Raw genomic sequence first — 14,586 nt, forward strand, 5'->3', positions numbered from 1 at the left:
CTGAGGAGTGTGGCGCGTGGCTGGGCCGGGTGTCGAACAAGCGCCCCGCCGGTCAGGCGTCCCAGGCACGAGGGCGGTTCAGCTCTTCCCACTCGGGGCGGAGTAGCGAGAACACGGCGAGGTCGTGGCGGCGGCCGCGGTGGAGGCAGGCGGCGCGGCTGACTCCTTCCTGGGTGAAGCCGGACTTGGCGAGGACGGCGAGCGCGGGGACGTTGTCGGTGTGCGTTTCCGCCGTGAGCCGATACATCGGAAGTTCACCGAAGGCCAGGTCCACCACGGCGTCCAGGGCAGCGGTGCCGTGGCCTTGCCCGCGATGTCGAGCAGCGAGCATCAGCTCGACCTGGGCTGTGCCGTTGACGATGTTCTGGCTGGTCAGTGCGACGTAGCCAACGGGGGCGCTCCCAGAAGGGTAGATGAGGAAGTCGTCGCGATCGTCGTCTTCGATGTCACGCTCGATGCGGTCGCGCACGGCGGTGAGTGAGCGTGGCCAGATGCCTATGTGGTGGGCGGCTACGGGGTCGGATCTCCAGCTGTGCATGAGTTCGGCGTCGCCTATGTCGAGTGCTGCGAGGCCGACGGACTCGGCCCGCCAGGAAAGCTCCCTTTCGGCCTCTGCGTCATGCTCGTCGCCTTCGATCCTGATGTTCTCGGTCACAGGCGGATGCTATGGGTGTCTCCAGACCGGGACCACCGCGTTTCGCCGCTGCTTGAGCCGGGCGATGCACCGTCCAACGGTGTTGCGCTCCTTGTACGTCTTGACGGCGAAGCCGGGCGGGCGGCCTCCGGCGCGGCCTCGGCGTAAGTGGTGGCCGACCTGGTCCGCGGGCTGCGGCATGACGGCCCGGATCCCTCGGCGCCGGAGACGCCCCACGGATCTCGCGGGAAGAACAGGCTCGCTCAGCGAGGACGAACGCGGGCCGGGTTCTTGGTCCGCCGACCTCGCTTCGTGGAATCCGGATGCCGGCCCTGACCGCCTCGAAGGCCGGCGCGTCACCGGCCTGGCCGGCAGCGACATGGACGGACACAGGTCGTGCCCGGCTGTCACTGGCCAGGTGAACCTCGGGCGCCCCTTTCCCCTGGCTCCGGCGGAATGCCGGTGAGCCCGGCAGACGGTGGGGTCCGCCGAGACCGTCCAGCCCACCTGCGGTTCGGCAGCGGTTGGCCCACCGTCGTCCACGGATCGGATCAGTGATCACTAACCGTACGGACACATCCGATCAGCCGATCAGTTGATCAAAGAGACACGCTCCAGGTCGCCATGGGGGCGCGGGCGCGGCCTACGAGCCCGCCTGGCGCCTTCTCGCCATATCTCCCGACTTTCCCTGTTGGTCCGGTGGTTTCGTCACACAATGGTCCGCGTACGCATCTTCTTCCGACGATGACACGGAGGACCACGCATGCAGTTACGTCGAAGGCTCGCAGCGCTCGTCGCGGGGGTGGGGCTGGCCGTCGGTGGCCTCCTGGCCACCGTGCCGGCCCAGGCCGCCGCTCCCGCCGACCGGTCGGTGAGCGACACCGCGGCGACGGTCACCGTCGTTCCGGCCGACACGCCGGCCGAGGTGGGCGTGAGGGCGACGGCGCCGACTATCTCTCCGGCCGCCGAGCGCGTCCGTTACGTCACCGACGGCACCTACAGTTGCCCGACCGGGCGCCTGTGCGCCCGCGTATGGGATCCGACCCGGGGCAAGTACAAGGTCTTCGACCTGTACCGCTGCAACACGTACTCGCTGTCCTACTGGAGCGGCGGCGGTGACGGCGGCGGCTTCAAGAACTCCCAGACCAACGGCACGGTCGCCCGCTTCTACAACTCCTCCGGCGGCGTCGTCCACAGTTCGACCGCGCCCGCCATCGCTCCCTCCTGGTGGAACTGGGATCCGATCTGGAAGATCAAGAACTGCTGATCCGCGCCACCCGTACCACCCGTACCGCCCTCGCGCAGACGCCCGCCCGCCACCCGGGTGGGCGTCGTGGCGCGCCGGGCGCTCCGCTCAGACCAGGAACCGCGCCAGCAGGCGGTTGAGTTCGGCCGGCTGCTCGGTGGGGATGGAGTGGTGGGTGGCGGTGGGCAGGATGGTGACGTCGGCCTCGGGAAGCAGGTCGCGGGCCGTGGCCGCCACCCGTCGCGCGTCGTGGGCCCGGCTGCGTCCGGCCAGGAGGACCAGGGTCGGAACGGTGCAGGCCCTCAGGTCCTCCGGCCGGGGGCGGCGCAGGGCGACGACCTTGGACCGCGCCGCCGACGTGGTGCTGTCCAGGAAGTCCTGCCACGCGGGGTCCTCGGGAGGCCGGCCGGTCTCCCAGGACAGGAAGGCCCGCTGTCGCGCGGGGGTGGGTCTGAGGAGGGTGGGGAGCGCGCGCAGCAGATAGCGCGGGCTCAGCCCGGCGAAGGTGTCGGTGGGGTCGAGCAGAGCCAGTCTGCTGACGCGGCGGGGCGCGTGCAGTGCGTAGCGCAGCGCGATCGCGGCGCCGTACGAGTGGCCGCACAGCCTCGTCTCCCCGAGGCCGAGCCCCTCCAGGACCGCGTCCAGCCACACCATCAGATCCTTGGCGCCGCGCAGTGGCGCCCCGTCGTGGACACTGCGGCCGATGTCGCCCATCAGGTCGACCGCGTACACCCGGTGGTCGCGGGCGAGGTCCGCGACGTTGCCGAACCACACCATGGAGGTGGTTCCGCCTCCGGGCAGCAGCACGAGCGGGGCGCCGGTCGCCGGGCCGCAGGCGTGGACCCTGGTACTGCCGTACGGCGACGGCACGTCGATGCCGGTGACGTCCGCGGGCCAGCGTCGCAGCATCTCGTCGTACGCCGCGAAGAAGTCCGCCTGGCCGCCGATGTCGGCCTGTTCCATGGTGCTGCCTCCCGCTGGTCTCGAAGCCGTCGCCGTCGTCCCCGTCCCCGTTCCCGTTCCCGTTCCCGTACATCGTCGTATGTCGTCACCGTCGTACGCGCCTTGGCCGGCCTCCTCGACGCCGCCCGGTCGGGCACCACGGCCGCACCGGTCCGGCTCAGACGACGACGGACCAGCGGGCCATGTCGTCACCGTCGCGCGGGCGAACCATGACGTTGACGTCCAGGTGCTTCAGCCCTCCGGTGCGCAGTACGACGTAACCCGTGACGACAGCACCGGCCGGGATCTCCTGATCAAGGCTGTGGTCGTGGGTGTGTTGCCGCAGGGTCCAGGCTCGTTTCGACTCGAACAGTCGGACCTCCGTCCTTCCGCCGGGGATCGGCACGGTCCCTGAGTTCCTCAGGTCGATGCGGAACCTGAGCTTCTTCTTGTCTTCGTCCCATTCACCGGGGTATGTGCTGACGATCAGCCCGTCGTCATACCTGACCTCGTGCCCCGCGGGGGGATATTCCTTCCCGGCGCAGCTCTCGCCGCAACGCACGGAGACGCTCGCGCACGCCGGCACCCCGGCCAGCAGCACCGCCGTCGACAGCAGCACCACGCCCCGCGCCGCGACCCGCACCCCCCAGTCCTTTCGGCTCACGCCCGGATGCTCCCACGCACCGGAAGCGGTCGACAAGCGTCCGGGCGTCGGGCCGGCTCGGCTCGACCACTGCGGTACACGGCGGCCGCTGTCGCGTCCTGACGCTGCGCCAGGTCGGGTTCTCATGCTCGGGGCCGTAGGCCGGGCGGGCATTCGAGCGGGTAAACCGTCCGCGTTCGACGCGCGGGGCTTCGAGAGGCTGAACCGGCGATGAGCGCTGCCCCAGGGGCTTTCGAACAGGGACGCCGGACACGGAGAGTCATGCAATGATCACGCCCGCATTCGAACTGTGATCATTCAGAGGGGAATCCATGGGTGTTCTGCAACGGCTCAAGTCCGCCGCCGCTCTCACCGCCGCCGCGGGGACGCTGGTCCTGACCGCCGGCGCCCCGGCGCCGGCGGCGCCGGGGGAGCCGGGGGACGACGGTCTCCACGACGTCCAGATCGTCACGACCAGCGGGCAGATCGGCAGCTTCGAGCAGCAGGAAGTCACCTGCCCCAGCGGCAGGGTGGCCATCAGCGGCGGCACGGAGGCGAAGGCGGAATCGACCGCACAAAATCTGAGCATCGTCGAGTCCGTCCCCCGGATGGGCGGCGGGGAGCCCGGCTACGCGACAGGGTGGACCTCCTCCGTCCGATGGCTCTGGAGTGACGTGGCGCCCATGACGGTCACGACCTACGCCGTATGCGCCATGCTGCCCGGCGGGTACGAGGTGGTCAGCAACAGTGTGACCTCGGCCGTCCCTTCGCAGGGCACCGCGGCGACCTGCCCGGCCGGGAAGGTCATCCTCGGCGGGGGCAGCCGGGCCGAGGGCGAAGCGGCCGGCGTCAGCTCGTCCTACCCGGCCTACGGGTCCGGGGCGACCGCCGCGAACCAGTGGAAGGTCGACGGCTACAACCTCCACAGCGACTACGGCGCCCAAGTGACCACCACGGCCTACGCGGTCTGCTCCTCACCCGTGCCCGAGCTGTCGGTCGGCCGCTACTCCGGATCGGGCGAGAACCCGGTCGGCGGGCTGCTCACGTGCCCGGACGGGAAGATCGTCATCGGCGGCGGGATGAACGGCCGCGAGGAGGTGGGGGCCTCGCTGTCCGCCAGCCGGCCCGCCAAGGCCGCGGAGACCGGCAGGAGGGACGGCTGGTGGGCCCAGTCCACCGACAGCCGCAGCAACGCCGACTTCGAGCTGTTCGTCATCTGCGCGAAGCCGTAACGGCGCCATCGGGACCCCGGCAGCAGCCCGCAGCGTGCGGGGGCCGCTGCCGTGTCCAGGCGGGTCAGGGACTAGGTTCTGCCCGGCGAATCCTGTGACCGTCTGACGATGGGTCGTTGTTCTGGTCGCGGGGCGGGGAGATCTGACGAACGACGAGTGGGTGCGGCTTGAACCGCATCTGCCGAAGTCCGATGCCCGGGGCCGGCGGTGGTGCGACACCGTCGGGTGACCGACGGGATCTTGCTCCGGGTCCGCACCGGGGTTCCGTGGCGTGATCTGCCCGAGCGCTTCGGGAGCTGGAAGACCGTCTATGAACGGCATCGGCGCTGGTCCGCGGACGGGATCCGGGACAGGATCGTCCAGGCGGTCCTGGCCGATACCGGTACCGATGCCGATGCCGATGCCGATGCCCACGGTCGGGTGGGCTGGAGCATGGTCAGCGTCGACTCGACCGTGTGCCTGGCCCACCGGCATGCGGCCGGAGCCTCACGAAGAACACCGCGAGTCCCGCAAAAAGATCAACGCCTCGGCAGCACCGCCCCGACGAAGGACTCGGACGCTCCCGGGGTGGCCTGAGCTGCGAAATCCATCTCGCCGGTGAAGGCGGACGCCGGCCACTGACCCTGCTGATCGCGCCCGGCCAGTGGGGCGACAGCCCGCGGCTGATCCAGGGGCTGGAACGGATTCGGGTCGAGCGGCCCGGCGGAGGCCACCCGCGCACCCGCCCCGATCACCTCGGCGGCGACAAGGCCCACAGCTCCCGCCGGAGCCGGTGCCACCTGCGCAGACGGCAGATCAAGCACACCATCCCGGAACCGAGGGACGAGCGGGCCAATCGCCGTCGCCGAGGTGGTCGAGGCGGCAGGCCGGTCGGGTTCGACAAGGAGATCTACAAACGCCGCAACGAGGTCGAGCGCACGATCAACCAACTCAAGCACTCCAGGGCCGTGGCCACTCGATACGACAAGCGTGCCTACGTGTTCACGGGCACCGCGACCGTGGCCTCGATCCGCCTGTGGCTCAAGCCCTGACGAGCTGGTTCCGTCAGCGCGCCTCCAGCTCCTCAGCCCTTTCCGTGAGCTCCGCCGCTATGCCGTCCCAGTCCGGACCGTGCAGCCACAGGCTTTCGGCCGCCTCCCGTAGCAAGGCCGGGTCGTCTGGACGCTGGAGGAGGACGAGCCGGTAGGCGAGGTTGCGGATTCGCACGGGGAGGTTGCCGTCTGCGATGTGGGGACAGAGCTCGCGCAGCATCGCGAGGATGGCGTCCGGGTCGGCGAAGGTGAGCTCCTCCAGGAAGTAGTGCTCGTCGTGCGACTGCTCGCACTCCGGTGTCGGACGGTACTCATCTCCGTAAAGACACCGGGCGTGCTCGGTCAGCGTCCTATGCATGCGCCGCAGCCTACGACGTCGTGATCCGCCGGACAGAACCTAGGCGCGGCTAGGGGCGGCTACGGCACGGTCGATCCATCGCGGATCCCCAGTCGCCCGTCAGGACGCGGTGGTCGGGGACCGCGACCGTGGTCGTCGGGGCGGTCGGCGTCGGGGCGGACGTACAGGGGAGGCTGTCCAGCGCGTGGGTCTCGCGGCGCCAGCACGGGCCGGTGACCCGCTCGCCGGTGAGGAACTGCGTCCAGGTGTCCTCGGGGACGTACACCTCGACCTCGCCGCTCGGGGACGCCCGTCGTGTGGGCCTCCACGGCGACCGCCTCCTCGCCGAACTCCCAGGGGGCGCGGTAGGAGTCGCCGCCGTGCAGGCGGCTGTGGGAGGAGAGTTGGTCGAAGGCGAGCCAGCGGGTGAAGACCTCGGGTTCGCGGGTGCCCTCGAAGCCGTCGATGTCGTGGCTCCAGAAGCCGAAGCCGCTGAGGGAGAGGGAGAGGCCGCCGCGCAGGGACTCGGCCATGGCCTCGAAGGAGGCCCAGCAGTCGCCGCCCCAGGGGGGACGGCGAACTGCTGGCCGCCGGCGGACGCCGAGCGGGCGAAGAGGACGGCCTCGTCGGGGCCGCGTTCCTTCTCCAGGAGTTCGAAGTCGGTGCGGTTGTAGAGGTGCGTGCGGTGGTTGCGCATGCGCTCGGGGTCGGAGCCGTCGTGCCAGGCGACGTCGGTGGGGATCCGCTCGCCGAAGTCGGTCTCGAAGGAGTCGACGCCCCGGTCGAGGAGGGGGCGGAGCTTGCCCTGGAACCAGGTGCGGGCGGCGGGGTTCGTGAAGTCGACGAGGGCCATGCCGGGCTGCCGGAGGTCCCGCTGCCAGACGTCGCCGTTCGGCCGCCGCACCAGGAATCCGGCGGCGACCTCGTCGAAAAGGGGGCCCCATCGGCCCCTCCGTCCCCTCAGGACGACCCGTCACGGAAAACGCTTTCTATCAACCCTGCGCGAAGCATTGACGAAACATCGGCGCCGCCCTAGCTTCATGCCCGTTGCACTTCGTACGTCATATATGAGACGCGATACACGAGACGTCGTACACGAGATCTGAGAGTGCTCCATGCCCTATGCCCCCAGCCCCATCCCCTCCCGGACCCAGTACGTCCTGGAGGCGATCAAGCACGACATCCTCACCGGGGGCCTCAGACCCGGGCAGGCCCTCGTGGAGGCCGAACTCGCCGCGCGCTTCGGGGTGTCCAAGACTCCGGTGCGCGAGGCGCTGAAGACCCTCGCCGGCAGCGGCCTCGTGGTGATGAACCAGTACAAGGGCGTCACCGTACGGATGGTGGACGCGGACATGGCCAGGGCCGTGTACGACGTCCGGCTGCTCCTGGAGCCGGAGGCCGTCCGCCGGACGGTCGCCTCCGGGGCCTCCCTCGACGCGGCCCACGAGGCGCTCGCCCGGGCCGCCGAGGCCGAGGATCCCGCCCAGCGGTCCCTCGCCAACCGGGCCTTCCACCGCGCGCTCTACCTCCCCTGCGGCAACCCGCTGCTCGGGCGGATGCTCGACGAGGTGCGCGACCAGGCGGCGCTGGTCTCCACCGTCGCCTGGGCCGCCGTCCCCTCCTGGGAGCGGGAAGCCGCCGAACACGACGAGATCCTGCGGCTCGCCGCCGCCGGCGACGCCGACGGGGCGCGTCGGGCGGTGCACGCCCACATCGCCTCGTTCGTGGACCGGGCCTTCCCCGCGAACCCCCTGAACCCCCTGAACCCCCTGGACAGTGAGTGACAATGACCCATCAGACCCTTCGGGCCGCCCTCGCCGACGTCGTGGCCATCCCGGTCACGCCGTTCGCCGAGGACGGCCGGGTGGACTCCGCCGCCCACCGGGCGCTGCTGCGCCGGCTGCTCGACGGCGGGGTGCGCACCCTCACCCCCAACGGCAACACCGGCGAGTTCTACGCCCTGACCCCCGAGGAGCGCCGCTCGCTCACCGAGGCGACGGTCGCGGAGGCGGCCGGCCGCGCCACGATCCTGGTCGGCGTCGGGCACGACCTGCCGACCGCCGTCGCGGCGGCGCGGCACGCCCGGGACTCCGGGGCGCACATGGTGATGGTCCATCAGCCGGTGCACCCGTACGTCGCCGAGAGCGGCTGGGTCGACTACCACCGGGCCATCGCCCAGGCGGTGCCGGAGCTCGGCGTCGTCCCCTACATCCGCAACCCGCTGCTGAGCGGGGAGCGGCTCGCCGAGCTCGGCGCGGACTGCCCGAACGTGGTGGGCGTCAAGTACGCGGTGCCGGACGCGGCGCGGTTCGCGGGCTTCGCCCGGGACGCGGGGCTCGACCGCTTCGTGTGGGTGGCCGGGCTCGCGGAGCCGTACGCCCCCTCGTACTTCTCGGCCGGCGCCACCGGCTTCACCTCCGGCCTCGTGAACGTGGCGCCCGCGCTCTCCCTGGAGATGCTGGCGGCGCTGCGGGCGGGCGACTACGGCACCGCGATGAAGGTGTGGGAGCGGATCCGCCGCTTCGAGGAGCTGCGCGCCGCCAACGGCAGCGCGGACAACGTGACGGTGGTGAAGGAGGCGCTGGCCTCGCTCGGGCTGTGCCGCCGGGACATCCGGCCGCCGAGCCGCGAACTCCCCGAGGACGCGCGGGCCGAGGTCGCGGCGATCGCCGGCGGGTGGCCGATATGAGCGACCCCGGCGAGCAGGCGAGCCGGCGCCACGAGCCGGACCGCCACCCGGAGAAGCGGCCCCACGAGCCGGACCGCCACCCGGAGAAGCAGCCCCACGAGCTGCGCAGCCACCAGTGGTACGGCACCGACGGGCTGCGGTCGTTCAGCCACCGGGCCCGGACCCGGCAGCTCGGCTACCTTCCCGAGGAGCACCTCGGCAAGCCGGTCATCGCCATCCTCAACACCTGGTCCGACATCAATCCTTGCCACGTCCACCTGCGCGACCGCGCGCAGGCCGTGAAGCGCGGGGTGTGGCAGGCGGGCGGCTTCCCGCTCGAATTCCCGGTGTCCACGCTGTCGGAGACCTTCCAGAAGCCGACGCCCATGCTCTACCGCAACCTCCTCGCCATGGAGACGGAGGAGCTGCTGCGCTCGTACCCGGTGGACGGGGCGGTGCTGATGGGCGGCTGCGACAAGACGACGCCCGCGCTGCTGATGGGCGCGGCCTCGGTGGACCTGCCGACGGTCTTCGTGCCGGCCGGTCCCATGCTGCCGGGGCACTGGCGCGGGGAGACCCTCGGCTCCGGCACCGACATGTGGAAGTACTGGGACGAGCGGCGGGCCGGCACCATCGGCGACTGCGAGCTGGCCGAGCTGGAGAACGGGCTCGCCCGCTCCCCCGGCCACTGCATGACGATGGGCACGGCGTCGACGCTGACGGCGGCGGCGGAGACCCTGGGCGTGACCGTGCCGGGCGCCTCCTCGGTGCCGGCGGTGGACTCCGGGCACGACCGGATGGCCGCCGCGTCGGGGCTGCGGATCGTGGAGCTCGTCCGCCGGGACCTGCGGCTCTCGGAGCTGCTGACCCGGGAGGCGTACGAGGACGCCGTCGCCGCTGTCCTGGCGCTCGGCGGGTCCACCAACGCGGTGATCCACCTGATCGCGATGGCGGGGCGCTCGGGGGTGAAGCTGACCCTCGACGACTTCGACCGGATCGCGCGGACGGTGCCGGTCCTCGCGAACCTGCGGCCCGGCGGGGCGTACCTCATGGAGGACTTCCACTTCGCCGGCGGGATGCCCGGCTTCCTGTCGCGGATCGCCGACGTGCTCCACCTCGACCGGCCGACGGTCGCGCACGCCACCCTGCGCGAGCAGCTCGACGGCGCGCTCGTCCACGACGACGAGGTGATCCGGGAGCGGCACCGGCCGCTGGCCGCCGAGGGCGGGCTCGCGGTCCTGCGGGGCAACCTCTGCCCGGACGGCGCGGTGATCAAGCACGTGGCCATGGAGCAGAAGTTCCTCCAGCACACCGGTCCCGCGGTCGTCTTCGACGACTACCGGACGATGCAGCGGACAATCGACGACCCGGCGCTCGGCATCACCGCCGACCACGTCCTCGTGCTGCGCGGCTCGGGCCCCAAGGGCGGTCCCGGCATGCCCGAGTACGGGATGCTGCCGATCCCCAAGTACCTCCTGGAGCAGGGGGTGCGGGACATGGTCCGGATCTCGGACGCCCGGATGAGCGGTACGAGCTACGGGGCGTGCGTGCTGCACGTGGCGCCCGAATCGCATGTCGGCGGGCCTCTTGCCCTGGTCCGTACGGGCGATACGATCACCCTCGACGTCGCGGCCCGCTCCCTCCACCTGCACGTCACGGACGAGGAGCTGGAGCGCCGCGGGGCCGAGTGGACCCCGCCGCCGGCCCGGTACGAGCGCGGCTACGGCGCGCTGTACATGGAGCAGATCTCCCAGGCCGACACCGGCTGCGACTTCGAGTTCCTGGCGCGGCCGGGGACGACTCCCGATCCGTACGCGGGCTGAGCACCCCGCCCCACCCGACCACCGACCCCCTTGTTCGGCATATCGAACATCGTTCGCGAAGCGCTTCACCCCACGGTGGAGCGCGCGCGGACCCCGCACCACCCGCCCGAGAACGGAGCCGCCGTCATGGCCACAGCTGTGACCAAACCGCCCCGAGCCGCCACGGCACGGGGGCGCCGCCGCACGGGAGCGACCCCCCGCCGGCTGCCGTATCTGCTGATAGCCCCCGCAGGCCTGCTGATGCTGGGCTTCATCGCCTACCCCGTGCTGAGCGTCTTCTACTACAGCCTCCAGCACTACAACCCGACCAAGCCCTGGCGGAACGGCTTCGCCGGCTTCGACAACTTCACGAAGATCTTCACGGACGACCCGCACTTCTGGGGCACGCTGACCTTCAGCCTCAAGTGGGTCGTGGTGGAGGTGACGCTCCAGCTGCTCTTCGGCCTGGCGCTCGCCCTCATCGTCAACCAGACCTTCGTCGGCCGCGCCCTCGGCCGGGCCCTGGTCTTCTCCCCGTGGGCCGTCTCGGGCGTGCTGACCTCCGCGATCTGGGTGCTGCTCTACAACTCCCAGACCGGTATCACCCGTTATCTGGCGGACCTCGGCATCGGCGAGTACGGCACCTCGCTGCTCTCCGACACCGCCACCGTCTTCCCGGCGGCGATCGTCGCCGACCTCTGGCGCGGCGTGCCCTTCTTCGCCATCCTCATCCTCGCCGACCTCCAGTCGGTGCCGAAGGACCTGTACGAGGCCGCCGAGGTCGACGGGGCGGGCCGGCTGCGGCAGTTCTTCCACATCACGCTCCCCCATCTCCGGGACGCGATCGTGCTCTCCACGCTGCTGCGCGCGGTGTGGGAGTTCAACAACGTCGACCTCCTCTACACGCTGACCGGCGGCGGACCCGCGGGCGTCACCACGACCCTGCCGCTGTACGTCGCCGAGACCAGCGTCGACGCCCACAACTTCGGTTACGCCTCCGCCCTCACCACGGTGGCGTTCGTGATCCTTCTCTTCTGCTCGATCGTCTATCTGCGCCTGAGCAAGTTCGGAGGCGACAGCAAGTGACCGCCGCGGCCACCCGCACCCGCACCGCCCCCGAGGACGGGCCCGTGTCCTCCTCGCGGCCACCGGAGGGCACCCCGCCCGCCGCCGCCCGCACCCGGCACCGGGCCTGGGACGAGGTCCCGCGCTGGCAGATCTACCTGCCGCTCGGCATCTACCTCGTCTTCACCCTGGTCCCCTTCTACTGGATCCTCCTCTTCGCCGTCCGCCCGGCCGGATCGACCTCGCTGCTGCCCTGGCCGATGACGACCGCGCACTTCGAGAAGGTGTGGACCGAGCGCAGCTTCGGGGTCTTCTTCCAGAACAGCCTGCTCATCGGGATCGCGGTGCTCATCTGCACCACGGTGGTCGCGCTGGCCGGCGGATACGCCCTCGCCCGCTTCGACTTCCGGATCAAGAAGGGCTTCATGCTGGCCCTGCTCTGCTCCCAGTTCGTGCCGGGCGCCCTACTCCTCGTACCGCTCTTCCAGATCTTCGCCGAGCTGAAGATGATCAACTCGATCGGCAGCGTCATCCTCGCCGAGACGGTCTTCCAGCTGCCGCTGTCGATGATCCTCATCAGCGGCTTCATCCGGAACGTGCCGCCCTCCCTGGAGGAGGCCGCCTGGGTCGACGGCTGCGGACGCTTCCGCGGCTTCCTCATCGTGGTGCTGCCGCTGCTGCGGCCCGGCCTCGTCGCCGTCGGCTCCTTCGCCTTCGTGCACGCCTGGAACCACTTCCTCTTCGCCCTGATGTTCCTCAGCAGCCAGGACAAGCAGACCATCCCCGTCGGCCTCAACACCCTGATGGGCGCCGACAGCGTCGACCTCGGCGCGCTCGCCGCCGGCGGTGTCATCGCCGCCGTCCCCGTCGTGATCGTCTTCGCCTTCATCCAGAAGTGGCTCGTCACCGGCTTCAGCGCCGGGGCGGTGAAGGGATGAACCCCATGCCCGCACCTCTGTCCCCCGCACCTCTGTCCGTACGCGAACCCCTGCCCGTCGTCCTCGCGGGCGCCCGCGGCCACGGCCGCAGCCACCTCCTCAACATCCACCGCCTCGAACGGCTCGGCCTGGTCCGCCTCGCCGGCGTCTGCGAGCTCCGCCCGCTCGACGCCGCCGAGCTCGACGGGCTCGGCGAGCCCGCCCAGTCCGACGACTTCGAGGCGCTCCTCGCCTCCACCGGCGCGAAGCTCGCGGTGCTCAGCACCCCCATCCAGACCCACACCGACATGACGCTCGCCGCCGCCCGGCACGGCGCCGACATCCTCCTGGAGAAGCCGCCCGCCCCGTCCTACGCGGAGTTCCGGCGGATGGCCGACGGGGTCGCGGAGACCGGCCGCGCCTGCCAGATCGGCTTCCAGTCGCTCGGCTCGCACGCCGTCCCCGCCGTCCGCGCGCTCGTCGCCGACGGCGCGATCGGCGAGGTCAGGGGCGTCGGCGCGGCCGGCGCCTGGGTCCGCGACGAGGCGTACTTCCGGCGCGCCCCCTGGGCCGGCCGGCGCCGCCTCGACGGCCTCGACGTCGTCGACGGAGCGCTGACCAACCCGCTCGCCCACGCCGTCGCCACCGCCCTCGCGCTCGCCGGGACCACCCGCGCCGAGGACGTCACCGGCATCGAGACGGAGCTCTTCCACGCCCACGCCATCGAGTCCGACGACACCTCGGCCGTCCGGGTCACCACCGCCGCGGGCCTCCCGGTGACCGTGGCGGCGACGCTCTGCGCCGAGAAGACCGGAGAGCCGTACGTGGTCGTGCACGGCACCCGCGGCCGGATCACCTTCTGGTACCGCGAGGACCGGATCCTCCTCCAGCGCGCCGGCCACGGCCCGGAGGAGATCCTGTACGGCCGCACCGACCTCCTGGAGAACCTCCTCGCCCACGTCGCCGACGGCACCGACCTGCTCGTCCCGCCGGACGCGACCGGCGCGTTCATGCGGGTCGTCGAGGCGGTCCGCACCGCGCCCGACCCGCTGCCGATGGACGCCGCCCACTGGCGTACCGAGCCCGGGGAGAACGCCGAACGGCGGGTCGTGGAAGGCGTGGAGGCGCTCGTCGACGCGAGCGCCGAGCGGCTGCGGCTCTATTCGGAGCTGGGCGCCCCCTGGACGTCGTCGGCACCGGCGGTGGTCCGATGAGCGCCGACACGACGACCGGCACCGCGCTGAGGGTCGCGGGGCGCACCGTCGCCCGGTACGCGACCCGGCCCGCGCTCGCCGCCGACCACTCCCCGCGCCCCTACCTGCACCCGGTGACGACGCTCGCCGGGCGGGCGGTCACCGAGGTGCTGCCCGAGGACCACGTGCACCACCTGGGCGCCTCCGTCGCCGTCCCGGACGTGGCGGGGCACAACTTCTGGGGCGGGCGGACCTTCGTCCGGGGCCGAGGCTCGGTCGAGCTCGACAACCACGGCACGCAGCGCCACGACGGCTTCAAGCTGTGCGACCCGGACGGCTTCGTCGAGGAGCTGACCTGGACCGGCGGAGGCGAGCGGCTGTTCGCCGAGCACCGCACGGTCGCCGCCGTCGCCCTCACCGACACGGCCTGGGCCCTGGACCTCACCTTCTCCGTCGCCAACGTCTCCGGCCGCGACCTGTCCATCGGCAGCCCCGCCACCAACGGACGCCCGGGCGCCGCCTACGGCGGCTTCTTCTGGCGCGCCCCCAAGGAGGCCGGAGTGCCCGGGGTCTTCGGCCCCGACGCCACCGGAGAGGAGGCCGTGCACGGCGCCCGCGCCGACTGGGTGGCGATGTGCGGCGACGGCTGGACGCTGGTCTTCGCCGGGGCGACCGGGACGACCCGGCGCGACCCGTGGTTCGTGCGGGCCGCCGAGTACCCGGGCGTCGGCTCCTCCCTCGCGTACGGGGAGCGGCTCGCGGTCCCGGCCGGCGACACCTTCGTACGGCGCGTGGTCACCGTCGTCGCCGACGGGCGGCTCGACCGTGACGGGGCCGCCGCCCTGGTCCGCAAGGCGGTGGCGTCGTGACGGCGGG

At 71.6% G+C, this 14,586-nt stretch carries 13 protein-coding genes and 3 pseudogenes; 10 read left to right on the forward strand and 6 right to left on the reverse strand.

Annotated features, from left to right (window positions below):
- Nucleotides 1-52 precede the first annotated feature (52 nt).
- Together HHL19_RS20625 and HHL19_RS37490 are read right to left on the reverse strand one after the other, a co-directional pair.
- Entirely contained in the window at nt 53-655 is a 603-nt protein-coding gene (locus tag HHL19_RS20625; RefSeq protein ID WP_346768318.1) for a GNAT family protein, read from the reverse strand.
- Nucleotides 656-697: 42 nt separating this feature from the next.
- A pseudogene (locus tag HHL19_RS37490) lies at nt 698-1,144 on the reverse strand (transposase); the annotation flags it as partial.
- 253 nt (nt 1,145-1,397) lie between these two features.
- On the opposite strand from HHL19_RS37490, the gene HHL19_RS20630 reads away from it, so the two are divergent.
- On the forward strand, nt 1,398-1,901 hold the full coding sequence (locus tag HHL19_RS20630) for a hypothetical protein (RefSeq protein ID WP_169091724.1): 504 nt from the start codon (nt 1,398-1,400) through the stop codon (nt 1,899-1,901).
- Between the two features lie 87 nt (nt 1,902-1,988).
- On the opposite strand, the gene HHL19_RS20635 is transcribed toward HHL19_RS20630, so the two are convergent.
- Together HHL19_RS20635 and HHL19_RS20640 are read right to left on the reverse strand one after the other, a co-directional pair.
- On the reverse strand, nt 1,989-2,843 hold the full coding sequence (locus HHL19_RS20635) for an alpha/beta hydrolase (protein WP_169091726.1): 855 nt from the start codon (nt 2,841-2,843) through the stop codon (nt 1,989-1,991).
- Between the two features lie 157 nt (nt 2,844-3,000).
- Nucleotides 3,001-3,522 (reverse strand): hypothetical protein, encoded by a 522-nt coding sequence (locus tag HHL19_RS20640; protein WP_169091728.1) that lies wholly within the window; start codon nt 3,520-3,522, stop codon nt 3,001-3,003.
- Nucleotides 3,523-3,797: 275 nt separating this feature from the next.
- Between HHL19_RS20640 and HHL19_RS20645 the strand changes: the two genes are divergently transcribed.
- Together HHL19_RS20645 and HHL19_RS20650 are read left to right on the forward strand one after the other, a co-directional pair.
- Complete coding sequence (locus tag HHL19_RS20645; protein WP_169091730.1) at nt 3,798-4,697, forward strand: hypothetical protein; 900 nt, start codon at nt 3,798-3,800, stop codon at nt 4,695-4,697.
- A gap of 121 nt (nt 4,698-4,818) precedes the next feature.
- Nucleotides 4,819-5,728: pseudogene (locus tag HHL19_RS20650) on the forward strand (IS5 family transposase).
- A 13-nt stretch (nt 5,729-5,741) separates the two neighbouring features.
- On the opposite strand, the gene HHL19_RS20655 reads toward HHL19_RS20650, so the two are convergent.
- Together HHL19_RS20655 and HHL19_RS20660 are read right to left on the reverse strand one after the other, a co-directional pair.
- Nucleotides 5,742-6,086, reverse strand: a complete 345-nt coding sequence (locus HHL19_RS20655) for a hypothetical protein (RefSeq protein WP_169091732.1) — start codon at nt 6,084-6,086, stop codon at nt 5,742-5,744.
- A gap of 166 nt (nt 6,087-6,252) precedes the next feature.
- Nucleotides 6,253-7,002, reverse strand: a pseudogene (locus HHL19_RS20660) (TIM-barrel domain-containing protein); the annotation flags it as partial.
- 178 nt (nt 7,003-7,180) lie between these two features.
- Here HHL19_RS20660 and HHL19_RS20665 point away from each other — a divergent pair.
- The 7 genes from HHL19_RS20665 to HHL19_RS20695 all read left to right on the forward strand — a co-directional run bounded on the left by HHL19_RS20665 (nt 7,181) and on the right by HHL19_RS20695 (nt 14,579).
- Nucleotides 7,181-7,849: a GntR family transcriptional regulator gene (locus HHL19_RS20665; RefSeq protein ID WP_169091734.1), complete on the forward strand. Its 669-nt coding sequence runs from the start codon at nt 7,181-7,183 to the stop codon at nt 7,847-7,849.
- 2 nt (nt 7,850-7,851) lie between these two features.
- Nucleotides 7,852-8,754: a dihydrodipicolinate synthase family protein gene (locus HHL19_RS20670; RefSeq protein ID WP_169091736.1), complete on the forward strand. Its 903-nt coding sequence runs from the start codon at nt 7,852-7,854 to the stop codon at nt 8,752-8,754.
- Complete coding sequence (araD, locus tag HHL19_RS20675; protein ID WP_240981743.1) at nt 8,751-10,556, forward strand: L-arabinonate dehydratase; 1,806 nt, start codon at nt 8,751-8,753, stop codon at nt 10,554-10,556. The genes HHL19_RS20670 and araD overlap by 4 nt, the downstream gene beginning before the upstream one ends.
- Before the next feature lie 126 nt (nt 10,557-10,682).
- A complete protein-coding gene (locus tag HHL19_RS20680) occupies nt 10,683-11,621 on the forward strand; it encodes a sugar ABC transporter permease (RefSeq protein ID WP_169091738.1) in 939 nt (312 codons plus the stop codon).
- 44 nt (nt 11,622-11,665) lie between these two features.
- Nucleotides 11,666-12,538, forward strand: a complete 873-nt coding sequence (locus tag HHL19_RS20685) for a carbohydrate ABC transporter permease (protein ID WP_169091979.1) — start codon at nt 11,666-11,668, stop codon at nt 12,536-12,538.
- Between the two features lie 5 nt (nt 12,539-12,543).
- Complete coding sequence (locus HHL19_RS20690) at nt 12,544-13,731, forward strand: Gfo/Idh/MocA family oxidoreductase (RefSeq protein ID WP_169091740.1); 1,188 nt, start codon at nt 12,544-12,546, stop codon at nt 13,729-13,731.
- Nucleotides 13,728-14,579, forward strand: a complete 852-nt coding sequence (locus HHL19_RS20695; RefSeq protein ID WP_169091742.1) for a PmoA family protein — start codon at nt 13,728-13,730, stop codon at nt 14,577-14,579. The genes HHL19_RS20690 and HHL19_RS20695 overlap by 4 nt, the downstream gene beginning before the upstream one ends.
- Nucleotides 14,580-14,586: the final 7 nt, after the last annotated feature.

The organism is Streptomyces sp. R302, from assembly GCF_012927245.1.
Lineage (GTDB): Bacteria > Actinomycetota > Actinomycetes > Streptomycetales > Streptomycetaceae > Streptomyces.